General features: G+C 34.9%; 10 protein-coding genes and 1 pseudogene. 4 read left to right on the top strand and 7 right to left on the bottom strand.

Annotated elements, in window-relative coordinates:
* Positions 1 to 29 precede the first annotated feature (29 nt).
* Entirely contained in the window at positions 30 to 428 is a 399-nt protein-coding gene (locus IHE43_RS09360; protein WP_192187686.1) for a helix-turn-helix domain-containing protein, read from the bottom strand.
* A 138-nt stretch (positions 429 to 566) separates the two neighbouring features.
* Positions 567 to 1,442 carry a hypothetical protein gene (locus IHE43_RS09365; protein ID WP_192187687.1) on the bottom strand — a complete coding sequence of 292 codons (876 nt, stop codon included), beginning with the start codon at positions 1,440 to 1,442 and terminating at the stop codon, positions 567 to 569.
* A 926-nt stretch (positions 1,443 to 2,368) separates the two neighbouring features.
* On the opposite strand from IHE43_RS09365, the gene IHE43_RS09370 reads away from it, so the two are divergent.
* The 3 genes from IHE43_RS09370 to IHE43_RS09380 are packed head-to-tail and all read left to right on the top strand — an operon-like array spanning position 2,369 to position 3,740.
* Positions 2,369 to 2,734: a hypothetical protein gene (locus IHE43_RS09370; RefSeq protein WP_192187688.1), complete on the top strand. Its 366-nt coding sequence runs from the start codon at positions 2,369 to 2,371 to the stop codon at positions 2,732 to 2,734.
* On the top strand, positions 2,697 to 3,161 hold the full coding sequence (locus tag IHE43_RS09375; RefSeq protein WP_192187689.1) for a hypothetical protein: 465 nt from the start codon (positions 2,697 to 2,699) through the stop codon (positions 3,159 to 3,161). The genes IHE43_RS09370 and IHE43_RS09375 overlap by 38 nt, the downstream gene beginning before the upstream one ends.
* A gap of 33 nt (positions 3,162 to 3,194) precedes the next feature.
* Positions 3,195 to 3,740 (top strand): 3'-5' exonuclease, encoded by a 546-nt coding sequence (locus IHE43_RS09380; protein ID WP_192187690.1) that lies wholly within the window; start codon positions 3,195 to 3,197, stop codon positions 3,738 to 3,740.
* Positions 3,741 to 3,794: 54 nt separating this feature from the next.
* Here IHE43_RS09380 and IHE43_RS09385 read toward each other — a convergent pair whose 3' ends face one another.
* The 3 genes from IHE43_RS09385 to IHE43_RS09395 form a co-directional block, all read right to left on the bottom strand.
* On the bottom strand, positions 3,795 to 5,573 hold the full coding sequence (locus tag IHE43_RS09385) for a long-chain fatty acid--CoA ligase (RefSeq protein ID WP_192187691.1): 1,779 nt from the start codon (positions 5,571 to 5,573) through the stop codon (positions 3,795 to 3,797).
* Positions 5,574 to 5,752: 179 nt separating this feature from the next.
* Positions 5,753 to 6,184 (bottom strand): hypothetical protein, encoded by a 432-nt coding sequence (locus IHE43_RS09390; RefSeq protein WP_192187692.1) that lies wholly within the window; start codon positions 6,182 to 6,184, stop codon positions 5,753 to 5,755.
* A 141-nt stretch (positions 6,185 to 6,325) separates the two neighbouring features.
* Positions 6,326 to 8,731, bottom strand: coding sequence for a TonB-dependent receptor domain-containing protein (locus IHE43_RS09395; protein ID WP_192187693.1), 2,406 nt, complete (start codon positions 8,729 to 8,731; stop codon positions 6,326 to 6,328).
* A 245-nt stretch (positions 8,732 to 8,976) separates the two neighbouring features.
* On the opposite strand from IHE43_RS09395, the gene IHE43_RS09400 reads away from it, so the two are divergent.
* On the top strand, positions 8,977 to 9,261 hold the full coding sequence (locus IHE43_RS09400; protein ID WP_192187694.1) for a hypothetical protein: 285 nt from the start codon (positions 8,977 to 8,979) through the stop codon (positions 9,259 to 9,261).
* 157 nt (positions 9,262 to 9,418) lie between these two features.
* Here the strand turns inward: IHE43_RS09400 and purL are convergent.
* Both purL and IHE43_RS09410 read right to left on the bottom strand, forming a co-directional pair.
* Positions 9,419 to 13,101 (bottom strand): annotated as a pseudogene (gene purL / locus IHE43_RS09405) (phosphoribosylformylglycinamidine synthase).
* Positions 13,102 to 13,446: 345 nt separating this feature from the next.
* Positions 13,447 to 15,294, bottom strand: coding sequence for an endonuclease (locus IHE43_RS09410; protein ID WP_192187695.1), 1,848 nt, complete (start codon positions 15,292 to 15,294; stop codon positions 13,447 to 13,449).
* Positions 15,295 to 15,506 lie beyond the last annotated feature (212 nt).

Below are 15,506 nucleotides of genomic sequence, written 5' to 3' on the forward strand. Positions count from 1 at the left end.
ATTTTGTATATAAATCCTAGATAAGAATATTACTTCCCTCCCAACAATTTCTCTAAATATTCAACCTTTTCTCTTTCAGCCAAAACCAAACGTTCATAAAGCTCCACAACTTTATCAAGAGGATTGAAAGTACAATGATTAGGATGATTAAATATTCCATTTCCGGCAGTACTATTATCATAAAAACTATTAAAGAAATTAAAAACAGATTCTTCTGAAAAGTTTTCAATTGCTTCAACGGTTACACCAAGTGCTTTTGCAATTTCTTTAAGTTTAGCAGGATCAACATTTTCACTTGATTCAATGCCCGAAATAGCTTGCTGGTTGGTGCCAATTGCCTGCGCTAATGCTTCTTGTTTCATACCACGAAGTTCTCTCATTCGGCTAATATTTCTGCCAATGTGTTTTGGTTTAATTGTTGTGCTCATAAGTCAAAGGTATTTAAAATTTTTCAAAAAGATAGTGATGCGTAAGAAACACGATTTATTCGATAAGATACCGTTTTGAGTGTTTTTATGCGGTGTAAATATACACTTTTTCTTACTTATTTAAATCGTTAATCGAAATTAAGAAGCAATCACATTCTCAACAGGCTTTGGCCCATTAAAATCATCATCCTTACGCTTCACAAACCTCAAATAAATAAAATACTCCACAAAAGGAATAATTAAAAACAAAAAGAAAAAAAGCAATTCGTGTTTCAGTATTTCATTAAAAATAAGATCCAATCCGGCTTGTAATTTGCGTCCTATTTCAGATTGTATGGAACGTTCAATTCGTTGAGGTTCTATTTGATCTAGCTTTTGTAAAAGCGTTTTGAATTTAGTGTAATCAATATCTTTTACGTTTTTCATGTCGGCTTTGTCGTCAACGACTTTCATAAAGCCGTACACGCAGGCGCTGTAAACTTCCGACTCGTATTTTTGAAGTAAATACGATGTCGACGAATTCTTAAAGTTATCTACAGTTTGTAAACCGCTGTTTTTTTGTTTGATATAAAGCGCCAATGCCTGGGTCAAAGATTTGCTGACATCTTCTGAAGAATTGGATAGCAACTGAAGCGAATGCAGAAAATCTTTTTTCTCCTTTTCAGATGAAAAAGTAGTCCCGATTGTTTTAGAATAAATATTCGCGGTTATGTTTTTGTTTTCTGATCGCAAAACAGATTTTCCTCCATATAAAAGACCAATCATAGCAAAGAAATAAAGGAAAACAATCATAAAATACGGAATCCAGAGTTTGGCAATCCAGTTGTAATATTTCCGGTCACGACTGAAAATGTTTTTCCTGTACAAAAAGACGTTGAAAACGATTCCTAAAACAAGGCCCAGAATAATAAATAAAACCGCCCAGAATAGAAACCAACCAATATTGGGTAAAATAAATTGCTTCGAAAATTCCCAAACTTCAGACCAGACAATACTGTCAATATATTCTTTCATAGGTTTCATTTAAGTGAGATAAAAATAGTCAAAACTTTCTTTCAAAATGAAAATATGTTGAAATCAACAATGTTTTTTTTGTGTTAATTTTAACATTTATAGGAGGAAAAGTTATATTAAATCGAAAAATGATTTATATTTGTCGTAGAATTAAAAGTAAAAAACATTCATATGAACCTGTCAGCCATAAAAGTTAGCGATCGTTTAGCGGGATTTTCTCCGGCTAATGATTCAGGATGTCATATGTATTTAATGATTTAGAAATGTATTGTAGTTTCAAACTCAAAAATAAATAGATAAAAAGCGTCCTCATTGGGACGCTTTTTTTGTTTTAAGGCACTTCGACATCGTCATTGTGACAAGAAAAGTACTGCGACTCCGCTCAGTATGACAAGAAAATGAAAGAAAAATAACATATAACTAAAAACGATTAAAAAAATAAATTGACCAAATGTTTTATGAGTAAACAAAATAGCGAATTATAACTTGGAAAGTAATCTGATTGAGAAACAGTGAATTGATAAAAAAGAGTTCTGCACCAGCATGCGGACAGGAATTTCCTTGTTTTAATTTTTAATATAACTAATTGGTAGTCAGTAAAATAATGTTAAAAAGTATTTGGATAATTGATTTTTTCGACTTTATCTTTGCCTAACAAATCAGAACAAAAGATTTATACAACACAATGATTTTAATATATAATACATACAAAATGAATTTTAAAAGTAACATCAGTAAAGCCAAATCTTTAGACGCCAGTTCGGGTCTGGAATGGATTAACATATCGGTGCATCACTATAGGGATAGGATAATTTGTATTATCGTATTTGTTATGAAGCACCTTTTATCGGGTGCTTTTTTTTTGTTTAGGCACAAAGGAGCAAAGGTTCAGAGCTACAAAGGTTCGAATAATTAAAGAATTACATATGAAAAAGATAGACAAGTTTACTAAAGATCAAAATATTTTACCAAGCATTATAAACAAGATAAATGCAGGATTAATAAGCGGAGAAACAATTGCAGGCAGAATTGATTTTAGATTTTTAGCCATTATTAATGGAGCTTTATTTAAAAGATTCTATGCCCAGCTTGAACATACAATTCCTGCGAATGAGAGTTCGTGTCAGGAAGCAGATTTAAAAAATAAAATTAAAAGAACATACGAATTATACGGAACTAAAATACAGGTAGAACCTAATTATCAGAATTATTGTGTTTACCAAAGGTTTCCAGAAATTCCTAAAAAAATATACTATGAGCAATATATTAAAAGAATACAAAAAAGCGATTAAGATTCAATACGAGATCGAGAAAAAAGGAAAATACTTTGATTATTTGCATAGCCCTTCTCGTGGAAAACTACGTGATTTTTGCTGGCTTATTTTCGAGAACAATCCAACTAAGGATGACTTAAATGTTTTTAGAAATTTATTTTCTTTAGATTTTGATCATACCAAAAAGAATAAGTTTAAGGAGCAAAAAGATAAGTTCAGACCTATCGAAACCTTCTTTAAAGGCGAAACAGATCCGGCAAATATTGATGCAATCAATATGGCTGCAATTTTAGTTGATTTTGAACCGCGTCCTTTTAAAAAGTTTCACGAAATGTACAAACTTGAAGGAGCTAAAGAAATTAAAGGCGATAGCGATAATTCTAAATGGAAGAAACGCTATTCATCAATCAAGAAAAACTTTCGGGAAGTAATGGCTCTTTTTTAGAAAGAGAATTATAAATTATTAAAAAAGTAAAAAATGAAAACAACAAATAAAATCATCATTATTGATTTAGAAGCCACATGTTGGCAAAGTGCGGTCCCACAGGGGCAGGAAAATGAAATTATCGAAATCGGATTAGCGGTTCTGGATTCAGAAACGGGTGCGATAACTCAAAATCAGGGTATTTTGATCAGGCCACAACGATCGAGTGTAAGTCCGTTTTGTACGGAATTGACAACTATTACCCAGGATTTACTGGATAAAAACGGAGTACGTTTTGAGGAAGCAATGGAAAAATTAGTTGCCGAATATAATCCTGATTTATATACCTGGGCAAGTTACGGTCAGTACGATCTCAATATGCTTAAAAAGCAATGTAAATCATTCGGAATTCCCTATCCAATGGCCGACGAACATATTAATGTAAAAGTCTGGTTTGGAGAAAAATTTGGTCTGCAAAAACCAACCGGAATGAATGGCGCTTTGCATTTATTGGATATTCCTCTGGAAGGAACACATCATAGAGGAATTGATGATGCAAAGAATATTGCCAAAATTTTAAATTGGTGTTTGCGCAATTAAAAAAGGCTGTCCTTGGGAGACAGCCTTTTTCATTGGTTAAATTATTTTGGAATTTTAATCGTGACCATAGATTTTAGCGTAAAGATCTTTGTAAATTTCTTTAATAATCTTACGTTTTAATTTCAGCGTAGGTGTAAGTTGTCCGCCGTCGATAGACCAAACATCAGGGGTTAATTCAAAACGTTTGATTTTTTCCCAGTTTCCAAATTTCTCATTTATTCCTTCCACTTCTTCATCGATACGTTTGATTACGTCCGGATTAGCGCTTATTTCTGCATTTGTACTTCCTAAAGTTATTTTATGAAGCTTTGCCCATTCTTTTACAAAATCAAAGTTAGGCTGGATAAAAGCAGCCGGCATTTTTTCACCGTCTCCAATTACCATAATCTGCTCGATAAAACGAGATTGTTTCATGGCATTTTCAATCAGCTGAGGTGCAATATATTTTCCGCCGGAAGTCTTAAACATTTCCTTCTTACGGTCTGTAATTTTTAAGAAACCTTCGCTGTCAATTTCACCAATATCTCCTGTGTGGAAATAACCGTCCTGCATAGCCTCGGCAGTTTTTTCAGGATCTTTATAGTAGCCTAACATTACGTTTGGTCCTTTGCAAAGAATTTCTCCGTCGGCAGCAATTTTAACTTCTACGTTGCGAATTACTTTTCCAACAGTTCCAATTTTAAAGCCTTTGTTTCTTTGATCGTTAACGGCAATTACCGGTGATGTTTCAGACAAACCGTAACCTTCCATAACCGGAATTTCGGCAGCAGCAAAAACTCTTGTTAAACGTGGCTGTAAAGCGGCACTTCCGGAAACCATCAAATCTAAATTTCCTCCCAAACCCTCTTTCCATTTGCTGAAAATTAGTTTACGGGCAATTTTTAATTGAAATTCATACCAGAAACCATTCGCTCCGTATGGTTCATATTTTAAACCTAAATCAATAGCCCAGAAAAACAGTTTTTTCTTGATGCCTGTTAATTCAGATCCTTTTGCGTAAATTTTATCGTAAACTTTCTCTAAAAGTCTTGGTACAGCCGTAATTACAGTCGGATGAACTTCTTTTAGGTTGTCACTGATTTTATCAATTGATTCTCCAAAATAAACCGAAACACCATAATATTGATAGATATACAAAATCATTCTTTCAAAAATATGGCAAATAGGCAAAAAGCTCAAAGCTGTGCTTTTTCCCGGATCAAACGGAATTCTTGGCGCGCTGTCTAAAACATTCGAAACAATGTTTCTGTGCGAAAGCATAACCCCTTTAGGTCTTCCTGTTGTTCCTGAAGTATAAATAATTGTCGCTAAATCATCAGTTTGAATACTGTCTTTTCTCGCTTCAACTTCATTTTGATTGCTTTGGTCTTCACCAAGAGTCAATAATTCGCTCCAGTGTTTGCAGCCCGGAATTTCATTAAAAGAATACACTTCTTTTAAAGTCGGTACATTAGCTTGTATGAGTCTTACTTTTTGAAGTACTTCATCATCAGACACAAAACAGTACATACTGCCGCTGTGGTTCAATATATATTCGTAATCTTCTTCAGAAATAGTTGGATAAATGGGAACGTTCTGAGCACCAGTCTGCAGAATACCAATATCCATAATATTCCATTCGGTACGGTTATTTGAGGTGATTAAAGCGATTTTATCATCTTTCTGAACGCCCATGCGTAATAATGCTCTCGAAACAGCATTGGCTTTTGCAATATATTCCTGGCTAGATGTTTTTTCCCAGACTCCGTTTTTTTTCGTTGCCAAAGCAACCGGAAGGTTATAAGTTTCTTGTTGATAATAGGGAAAATCAAAAAGGCGTGTGATTGAAACCATGTTTAATATATTGAATTTTACTGCAAATTAAATAAAAAATAGGTATAATTTTTAATTTTGTGAAATTTTATGGGAAAATTTATAAGGACTCTTGAAAATCAACGAAAACGTTTTCTTTTTAGTAGTAAATTTCAAAAAAACTAAAAATTATTTAATTTGACATCTGTATTTTTTGCAGATTATTGCACATTATAATCTACATATTCTTTCACTCTTTCGCCCATCAAAAACATTTTTTTCTTGGCAAAGTGAATAGAAAATTGAGAGTTAACCCAAATATCGCTATCATTTGGTCTGTACCAAAAAGTGTAAGAAGCACTATTGAAGCCTTCTCTAAAAATAGGAATTCCTTCTTCAGTGCATTCAATTCCCCAGTTCATTTTACTTTTGGATAAATCCTCAGCCTGAATAACTCCGGTTCCGTCCGGATTTAATACGGTACTTGGTTCTTTTTGGTTCATTGGTATATAAACTCCGGGAACAGGATAACCAATAGTAGTAGTGATATAGCGATCACGACCATTGTGAGAAATTTTATTTACTTCAACTTGTGAATAAGTGTTTACGGAAATTAAAAATAAGCTAAATAAAAGTAGTTTTATAAAATTCATTCTATGTAGGTTTAAGTGTTTTTGGGTTTTCAAAAATTCAGTGGCATGAACTTTTTAGCGAATATAGTTCAAATTTTCATAGAAAAAATGAATCCTAAATACAAGAATGAACTTTTTTTTAATTTTTATTTTTCACGAAATTTATTCCGTTGAAAACTGATTTTCCAGCAATTTTTCTTTAAAATCAGATTTAAAAGTATAAGCAAATGTAACCATCAAGGCACGGGTATCTGATTTATTCGTTCTGTTATTGCTAAACAAGGCCGTATTGTTTTTGTAACCGCTTTCGAGCGTGTTAAACATATCAGTAATGACTAATCCTAAACGGGCATTTCCTTTTCCGAGTTTTTGTTGAAACCCCATATCAACATTATAAATCGGAATTCTTTTTCCCTGCGGAGTTGCCAGTGCCGAGTTATAATTCCCGATGATCTGAAGTTTTCCGCCTTTCCAGGGAACAAAATTATTGATGATTTTTCCGTACCAGCTAAAAGCATTGTTTACCACATCTTCTCCAAGATTAGAGGCGTTTATGTTTTGCTGAAAAGCCGTTACGCTAATATTGGCATCATAAAAGCCAATTGGTTTTAGGCTGAAAATAGTTTCTAATCCATAAGTAATGGTACTTCCAATATTTTTTGGCATTAATAAAATAACACCATTATCGTGAAGTTCTGCGTATTGCCTGATCGTATTGGTGGCATTTCTGTAGAAAGCATTTGTGGAGAACGAATAATCATTCCAGTCTTTATTATAACTCATCTCCGCAATATGAATAATTTCAGGTTTCAAATACGGATTTCCACTATGAGGATTCAAAGCATCGGTAATATCCATAAACGGGTTTAAATCATCCAGGTCCGGACGGTTAATACGTTTGCTGTAACCAATTTTTACAAATTCATCTGATGCTAAATTTAATTGGGCAGAAGCTGAAGGGAAAAATTTGATATAATCATTGTTAAAGCGATCACTATTATTTTGTGTTGCTCCATTGTTGGAAACATTTTCTGCACGCAATCCTAAATTGTATTTCCATTTCGGATTTTCTGCATTTCCTGAAAACGAATTCAGCATTCCATAAACCGCGTTTATTTGTTCGTTATAATCAAAAGTATTGCTGACAATAGGATTAATTACATATTCACCATTAATCATATCAGCACTTTCAAAATCGGAAGTAAAGAAACGGAAAGTTCCTTTGTAACCTGTTTCCAACATTGTTTTTGCCGAAATTGGCAAAGCATAATTAACAAGGGCATTCGATATGTTTTCATGTTCATAATTGTGTGTTCTTTGTAAAAAAATGTCACCCATTTGCTCATTATATTCATCATAGTTATAAGTGTCAATATCCGTATTTTCTTTGTGTTTGTTGAAAGAAGAAGTAATACTTGCATTTAAACTTTTTCTGGCGTCAGAAAATTTTCGATCATAATTGAAGGCTAGTTCGGCTACTTTTGACCGTTCTAATTCTAAAGAATGTCGTTTGTTATTCGAGAAAAATTGATTCGTATTTGTATTTACATGAGTATACAAGGTCTCATCATTATCCTGACTTTCCATGTTTCCAAGCGCTTCAAATGAAAAAGTGTTTTTTTCGTTGGGAGAAAAATCAATATTGAATTTTAAATTCTGCAAACCTTCGGTACGTTCGTCATTTCTATGTTGATGGATATAATGTTCGTCATCAATAAAATAATTGGTGCGATCTGCATTTATTTCTTTGGTTCGGCCGGCAAAACGATTATCATATGCTAAACCAAAGTTCCATTTTTCTGTTTTCTGATTTAAAAGTATGGAACTGTTTGCTCTTCCTTTGGCACCAAAACCACCACCTAAAACGACAGCTCCATTAACGCCGCTTTGATTATTTTTTTTGAGTTTGATATTGATGATTCCACTCTCTGCATTCGCATCATATTTTGCAGTGGGATTACTTATGATTTCGATACTTTCGATACTGCTCGCCGCAATTTGATCCATATTGGTAATCGCAGAGTTTTTTCCGTTGATCAAAATCATTGGTGATTTTCCTCTTAATGTGATACCGCCTTCTGCATCTACAGCAACAGTTGGTATACTTTTAAGCATATCTGTGGCGGTTCCTCCAGATTGCGAAATATTCGAAACGGCATTAAATATAAAACCTTCGTCTGTTTTTTGAATTTGTTTTTTTTGAGAATTGACAACAACGTCATCTAATAAATTAGCATCATTTTGTAAAACAACAGTTCCAATGGAAACAGGAGCATCAGCAATTTTTACTTTTTGTGTTATAGTCTTGAACCCGATTAATTTAAAATGCAATACATATTCCCCTGAAATTACATTTTCTAAATCAAAATTTCCTGAAACATCTGTTACGGCATAATTGGCCACTTTTGTAGAATCACTTGTATTTTTTAAAATTACATCTACAAATTCTACCGGAAGTTTCCCATCAGAAACATTTCCTTTTATTGCAGCAATTTTTTGACCAAAAGAAAATTGACTAATGCTAAATAATAGTGTAAACAGTGATAATTGTTGTATCCATTTTTTCATAAGACAAAGATATTTATCCGTATAAACGGAGCTCTCAAAACGATCTTAAGATATCATTAAATTAGTCTTAGATAAGATTAAAGGTTCTTTTAAGAAAATAGTAACCGAGAGGAAAAAAGGTGTTTTTCCCCTTACAAAAACAGGAAAAACCATTATTGATTTGATTTATGGGAAAACTACTTTTATGCTATTAAAATGCGTAAGCCGAAAAGCAGACGAGTAGGCATAATTAAAATCTAATTAATATGGAAACAGCTTTGTATTTAGCAATGGGCTGGTGCGGAACGAAGTACCCGGGCTGGTGGAGACGTTTTTGGAAAAATCCACCACCGCCTCCGGATCCGGAGCCTTGGTGGGCAATTGCACTTATTGGCATAGGCCTGATAGCGGGATTTGCGGGAGGAACATTATTTAGCAATGCAATACTTGATAATCAATTTTTTTCAGGTCAAAGTGCAGTTGCTTCAGGATTGTTTGCTTTTGGTGCTTCGAATGTTGTTACAGGCGTTGTCTCGGCTCTAAAAAAGTAAAAAAAAATGCCTCAGCTATAGGGATAGTGCTGAGGCATTTTTTTATAAGTAAGTTTTATGTTTTTCACCGCGACCACGCAATAAAGCAGGCGAAGCAATTTTAAAAATTTTCACAATTCAATTCGTGTAAATTCGTGAAATTCGTGGCTAAAAAAAATTAGTTTTTCTCAATCCATTTTCTGGCGTTAACAAAAGCTTCATGCCAAGGTGAAACCTCGTCGTTTCTGTCTTTTGGATAATGTGCCCAGTTCCATTGGAAAGTCGAACGCTCAATATGAGGCATCATAACCAAATGTCTTCCTGTTTTATCGCACATCATGGCAGTGTTATAATCAGATCCGTTAGGGTTTGCTGGATAGCCTTCGTAAGCATATTTAGAAACAATGTTGTAGTTTTCTTCCGGTAATGGTAATTTGAATTTTCCTTCTCCGTGAGAAACCCAAACTCCTAAAGTACTTCCGGCTAAACTAGATAACATAACTGAATTATTCTCTTGTACTTTTACAGAAGTAAAAATACTTTCATGTTTGTTACTTTCGTTATGTAGCATTTTTCCGTGTACTTCATGCTCCGGATTAATTACTTCCAATTCCATGAATAATTGACAACCGTTACAGATTCCCACAGATAAAGTATCTTCTCTTTTAAAGAATTTATCCAACGCTGTTTTTGCTTTTTCGTTGTATAAGAAAGCTCCGGCCCAACCTTTAGCAGAACCTAAAACGTCTGAGTTAGAGAATCCTCCAACAGCTCCAATAAACTGAATATCCTCAAGAGTTTCACGACCAGAAATTAAATCGGTCATGTGAACGTCTTTACATCAAATCCGGCTAGGTACATAGCATTTGCCATTTCTCTCTCAGAATTACTTCCTTTTTCACGAATAATAGCCGCTTTTGGTTTTGGTTTCGAAGCGTCGATTACTGGTTTTTTTCCTGTAAAGTGCGCTGGGAAAGTATAATTTAAAACCTGATTTTTATAATTTTCAAAACGTGCCTGAGCTCTTCCGTTTTTAGATTGTTTTTGATCTAATAAATAAGAAGTTTCAAACCAAATGTCTCTGTACTTCGCAATATCCAAATTATAAATTCCAAATTCCAAACTTGCAGTTTCCTGAACTGTTCCTAATTTGAAGAATTCGATATTGTTTGCTTTTAATTTAGCTTCAACTACTGAATCAGATTTAGCCTGGAAAACGATTCCGATGTTTTCAGCGAAAAGGATTTTCAATAGGTCTTTTTCTGCGAATCCCGAAGCTTCGGGACTAAAATCAATTTTAGCTCCCAAATTAACATCAGCAAAACACAATTCTAATAAAGTAGTAATCAATCCACCGCTTCCGATATCGTGACCTGCTAAAATTTGGCTTTCGCCGATTAATTCCTGAATCGTATTAAAAGCATTTTTGAAGAAGGAAGCATCTTTTATAGTAGAAGTTTCGTTTCCGATTGTATTTCTGATTTGTGCAAAAGATGAACCTCCTAATTTGAAATCATCCTGAGACAAATTGATATAATAAATTGAGTCTCCGTTTTTTTGTAAAACAGGTTCTACAACTTTTCTGATATCAGTACAGTTTCCTCCAGCAGAAATAATAACCGTTCCCGGTGCAATTACTTCGTCATTTGGATATTTTTGTTTCATTGAAAGTGAATCTTTTCCTGTCGGAATATTGATTCCCAATTCAATTGCAAATTCTGAACAACCTTCAACAGCAGCGTACAGACGAGCGTCTTCACCTTCGTTTTTACAAGCCCACATCCAGTTGGCAGATAATGAAATTCCTTTTAATCCGTCTTTAATCGGAGCCCAGATAATGTTGGACAACGATTCTGCAATAGCATTTCTGCTTCCTGCAACCGGATCAATCAAAGCCGCAATAGGAGCGTGGCCAATAGAAGTGGCGATTCCTTCTTTTCCTAAATAATCTAAAGCCATAACGCCAACATTATTCAAAGGCAATTGCAAAGGTCCTGCACATTGTTGTTTCGCTACTTTACCACCAACACAACGGTCCACTTTGTTTGTTAACCAGTCTTTTGAGGCAACAGCTTCTAAACGTAAAACATCTTTTAAATAGCTTTCAAAATGGGCGCCGTCATAAGCAACATCCGCATATTTTCTGTCGATAGTTTTATCGGTCATAACCGTTTTTGGAGAACTTCCGAAGAAATCTTCCAAAGCATAATCCATCGGTTTTGAACCATTTGATTTTGATTCAAATGTAAAACGGTGATCGTTAGTTACATCTCCAACCTGATACATTGGCGAACGCTCTCTGTCGGCAATTCGTTGTAAAATAGCAATGTCTTTTTGACCAATAACCAATCCCATTCTTTCCTGAGATTCATTACCAATAATTTCTTTTGCAGAAAGTGTTGGATCTCCAACCGGTAATTTATCCAAATCGATTAAACCTCCCGTTTCTTCCACTAATTCAGAAAGACAGTTTAAGTGCCCTCCAGCTCCGTGATCGTGAATCGAAACAATTGGGTTATTGTCGCTTTCTACCAAACCACGAATGGCGTTGGCAGCACGTTTTTGCATTTCAGGGTTGGAACGCTGAATGGCATTTAATTCGATTCCTGAACCAAAAGCTCCTGTATCTGCAGAAGAAACTGCAGCACCACCCATTCCGATTCTATAATTTTCTCCTCCAAGAATTACGATTTTATCGCCTTCTTGTGGTTTCTTTTTGATTGCCTGATCTAATTTTCCGTAACCAATTCCGCCCGCTTGCATGATTACTTTATCGTAACCAATTTTGCGATCGTTTTCTGAATGTTCGAAAGTTAAAACCGAACCTGTAATTAACGGTTGACCAAATTTATTTCCGAAATCAGAAGCTCCGTTGGATGCTTTGATCAAAATATCCATTGGAGTTTGGTACAGCCATTTTCTTTCTTCCATTGCGTTTTCCCAAGTCCTGTCATCCTGAGCGGAGTCGAAGGATTTCAAACGAGAATAGGAAGTCATATAAACTGCTGTTCCTGCCAATGGCAAAGAACCCTGTCCACCGGCTAAACGGTCACGAATTTCTCCTCCTGAACCTGTTGCAGCCCCATTGAAAGGCTCTACAGTGGTTGGGAAATTGTGTGTTTCTGCTTTTAAAGATAAAACTGAATCAAATTCTTTTATCTCGTAATAATCTGGTTTGTCAGCTGTTTTTGGTGCAAACTGCTGCACTTTTGGTCCTTTTACAAAAGCAACGTTGTCTTTGTAAGCAGATACGATATCGTTAGGATTTTCCTGTGATGTTTTTTTGATTAATTTGAAAAGAGAAATTTCTTTTTCTTCGCCATCGATTACAAAAGTTCCGTTGAAAATTTTGTGACGACAGTGTTCTGAATTCGCTTGTGAGAAAGCAAAAATTTCAGAATCCGTTAGTTTTCTTCCTAGTTTTACAGCAAGATTGTCTAAGTAATCTACTTCTTCCTGGCTTAAAGCCAAACCTTCAACTTTGTTATATGTTGCAATATCATCGATTTCCAGAATGGGTTCCGGCTGTACGTTGATAGTGAAAATTTCCTGATCTAATTGATTGAATTTTTGAAAAAGCATCGGATCAAAATCAGTAAAATCAGCCGTTGCAGGGTGAAATTCTTCAATTCTGATGATGCCCGGAATACCCATATTCTGAGTAATTTCTACAGCATTTGTACTCCAGGGTGTGATCATAGTGGCACGGGGACCAACAAAAAAATCCGTCAAGGCGGATTTTTCGATCTTATTAGAGTTGGCAAAAAGCCAGTTTAATTTTGAAATGTCTTGAGCCGAAATTTCGTTTTGCGTTTGTACCGCGAAAACAGTTTTGCTTTGGTTTTCAAAGAAATGGATCATTGTGATGTGTAGTTTGTTGTATTGAAGATGCAAATTTAGTGTAAATAAATAGTAAGCGCAAATTTGAAAACAAACTCTTTTAAACTTTTTGCCACAAAGACACAAAGGCACAAAGTTTAGTTAAAAATGATTAATCGTACTGTTTGTCATTTCGACGTAGGAGAAATCTCCGCGAGTAGCTCGACAAAGATTTGGACTATCGTGGGAGTTTTCTTAGAAATGACATAAAACAAAAAAATCATTTTAATCCCTTTAATCTGTGGCTAAAAAAAATGCTCGCAAAGCCATCATGACTTCGCGAGCAAAATATACTTCAATTTCTTATATTACTTATATGGTGAAACTTTATTTGATTACTATGTTTTTAATAGTCGTTTTTGAGCCTTTTATGATTTTTACCAGATAAATTCCTTTAGAAAGATGATGCACTGATATTGCAGGATCCGAAGTGTTTTGTTTTTCAAAAACTTTTTGTCCTGCAAAAGAAATAATCTCAATGGAGTAAGGTTCGTCTAAAGTAGAAAAACCAACATAGAAATTTCCGTCTGATGGATTTGGATAAAGTACGATTTCATCTGAATCCAGAACAGTAACTTCTTCCTCAACTGGTTGTACCATTTTGCTTGCCAGATTATTGCAGGTATCTGTAGTATAAGAATCCCATTGCGAACTTAAATTAAATGTTGTTGATGGAGAAGTCACAGTCGATTTTCTTCTTAAAGTCACATCAATTGCAAAGTTAGCTGTTCCGCCAGAGAAAGTTCCGATGATATCAATCAAAACACCATTTTTAAATAAACCTACAGCGTCATTTCCGTTAAAAGTTAATTCAGTTGCTGTAGTCGAAATATTAGCCGCGCTTGTAGAAAAACAAGCTGAAGAGATAGAACTGTTTACGATTACAAACTTACTTCCTGTCGTTAAAGTTCCGCTCAAGGTTAAACCAGTGCTCCAGGAACCTGCACCATTGGTTTGTTTTTTTATAGTGTAAGCAGATAAGCTCACTGAACTTCCTGTATTATTAGCGATTTCAAGCGCTTTATTGTTTCCTGAACCTTCAATATATTCAGAGAAAAGCAAATCGGTTGCTGTTCCGGTTCCGCTGCTGTTGGTCGTTACGGCAATTGTGTTACTGGAGGCAGAAGCGTTTCCGGCAGCATCTTTTGCTTTTACATAAATGGAATAACTTGTTGAAGCAGTTAAATCGGTTATCGTTGCTGTTACTCCTGAAACGGTTGTTTTTAAAACACTGTTGGCATAAACATCATAACCGGTAACACTAATATTATCTGTTGAACCTGTCCAGGCAACTGTGATTGAAGTTGCAGTTTTTGATGTTGAAGCCAAACTCGTTGGAGTAGTTGGTGCCTGAGTATCTCCGGAAGGTGTACCACCCCAAATTTGATTCACATATTCCGGATGATCAATATAGGGGTTTCTGTTATTTTGACGTGCATAAATGGCATTGTTTCTGGCAATTTCTCTTGCACTTACTGGATCTTGCGTATGCCAGGCCAAAAGAAGATTTAAAAAAGCAGTTGTAAATACTTTATTGCTGGAACCGTCAAACATAGGATAAGAGTATCCTGCAACCGTAGTCTCATAACGGGTTGCAAAATAAAGGTACATTCTGGCAATATCGCCTTTAAAAGCATTTACAGGTTCAAAAACAGTTCCTGAATAGCCGGATACAGAACTTGAACCTAATTTTCCTCCGTTTTGAGAGGTATAAGTTGCTGAACTTACAGTTCCATGAGGATAGTTGGAGCGGATTCCGTTTACTTTTCCATCTGTTGGTGTAATAAAATGGGCATCGGCAACCATTGGAGATTGCTCATTAAATACGGATTGCGGAATAATATGTTCTCTATTATAACAATCGCCTTCTACAGAATAGTTTCCACAACGTTGTGTGCTTCCTGTGCTGTAATTGTAAGGATCTGTTCCGGAAGGATTTTCAGAATACATGTCTAAAACAGTTCCGTCATTTTCATAAAAATTATCAACGTCAGAAGTTTGATACGTCGTGTACAAACCGGCATAACCGTTATCAGTATGCCCTTTAATGATGTTGTACAATTGTGTTTTTAAGGTATAACCCGTTCCGGTTGCAGTGTTGTAATATCCGCTCGGAATTTGAGCAAAACTTGCTGTAATAACGAGTAATAAGAAAAAAGAGTAGAGTTTTTTCATAAAAAATAGTTTTGATTTGGTTTGATAACAAATTGATTTTAAGAATCTTAATTGTTTGTTGAATCAAATTTACTATTTTTAAGAATACGCTGCGTTAAGGAATGTTTATTTTTAGATATATTTTCTTACGCGTCGCTTTTCTGCCGCTAAGGCGCAAAGCCACGAAGTTTTTTATAGCCACAGATTAGAAGATTAAAGTGATTATAAAAAAT

This window comes from Flavobacterium sp. MDT1-60, assembly GCF_014844035.1.
In the GTDB taxonomy this organism is placed as follows: Bacteria; Bacteroidota; Bacteroidia; order Flavobacteriales; family Flavobacteriaceae; genus Flavobacterium.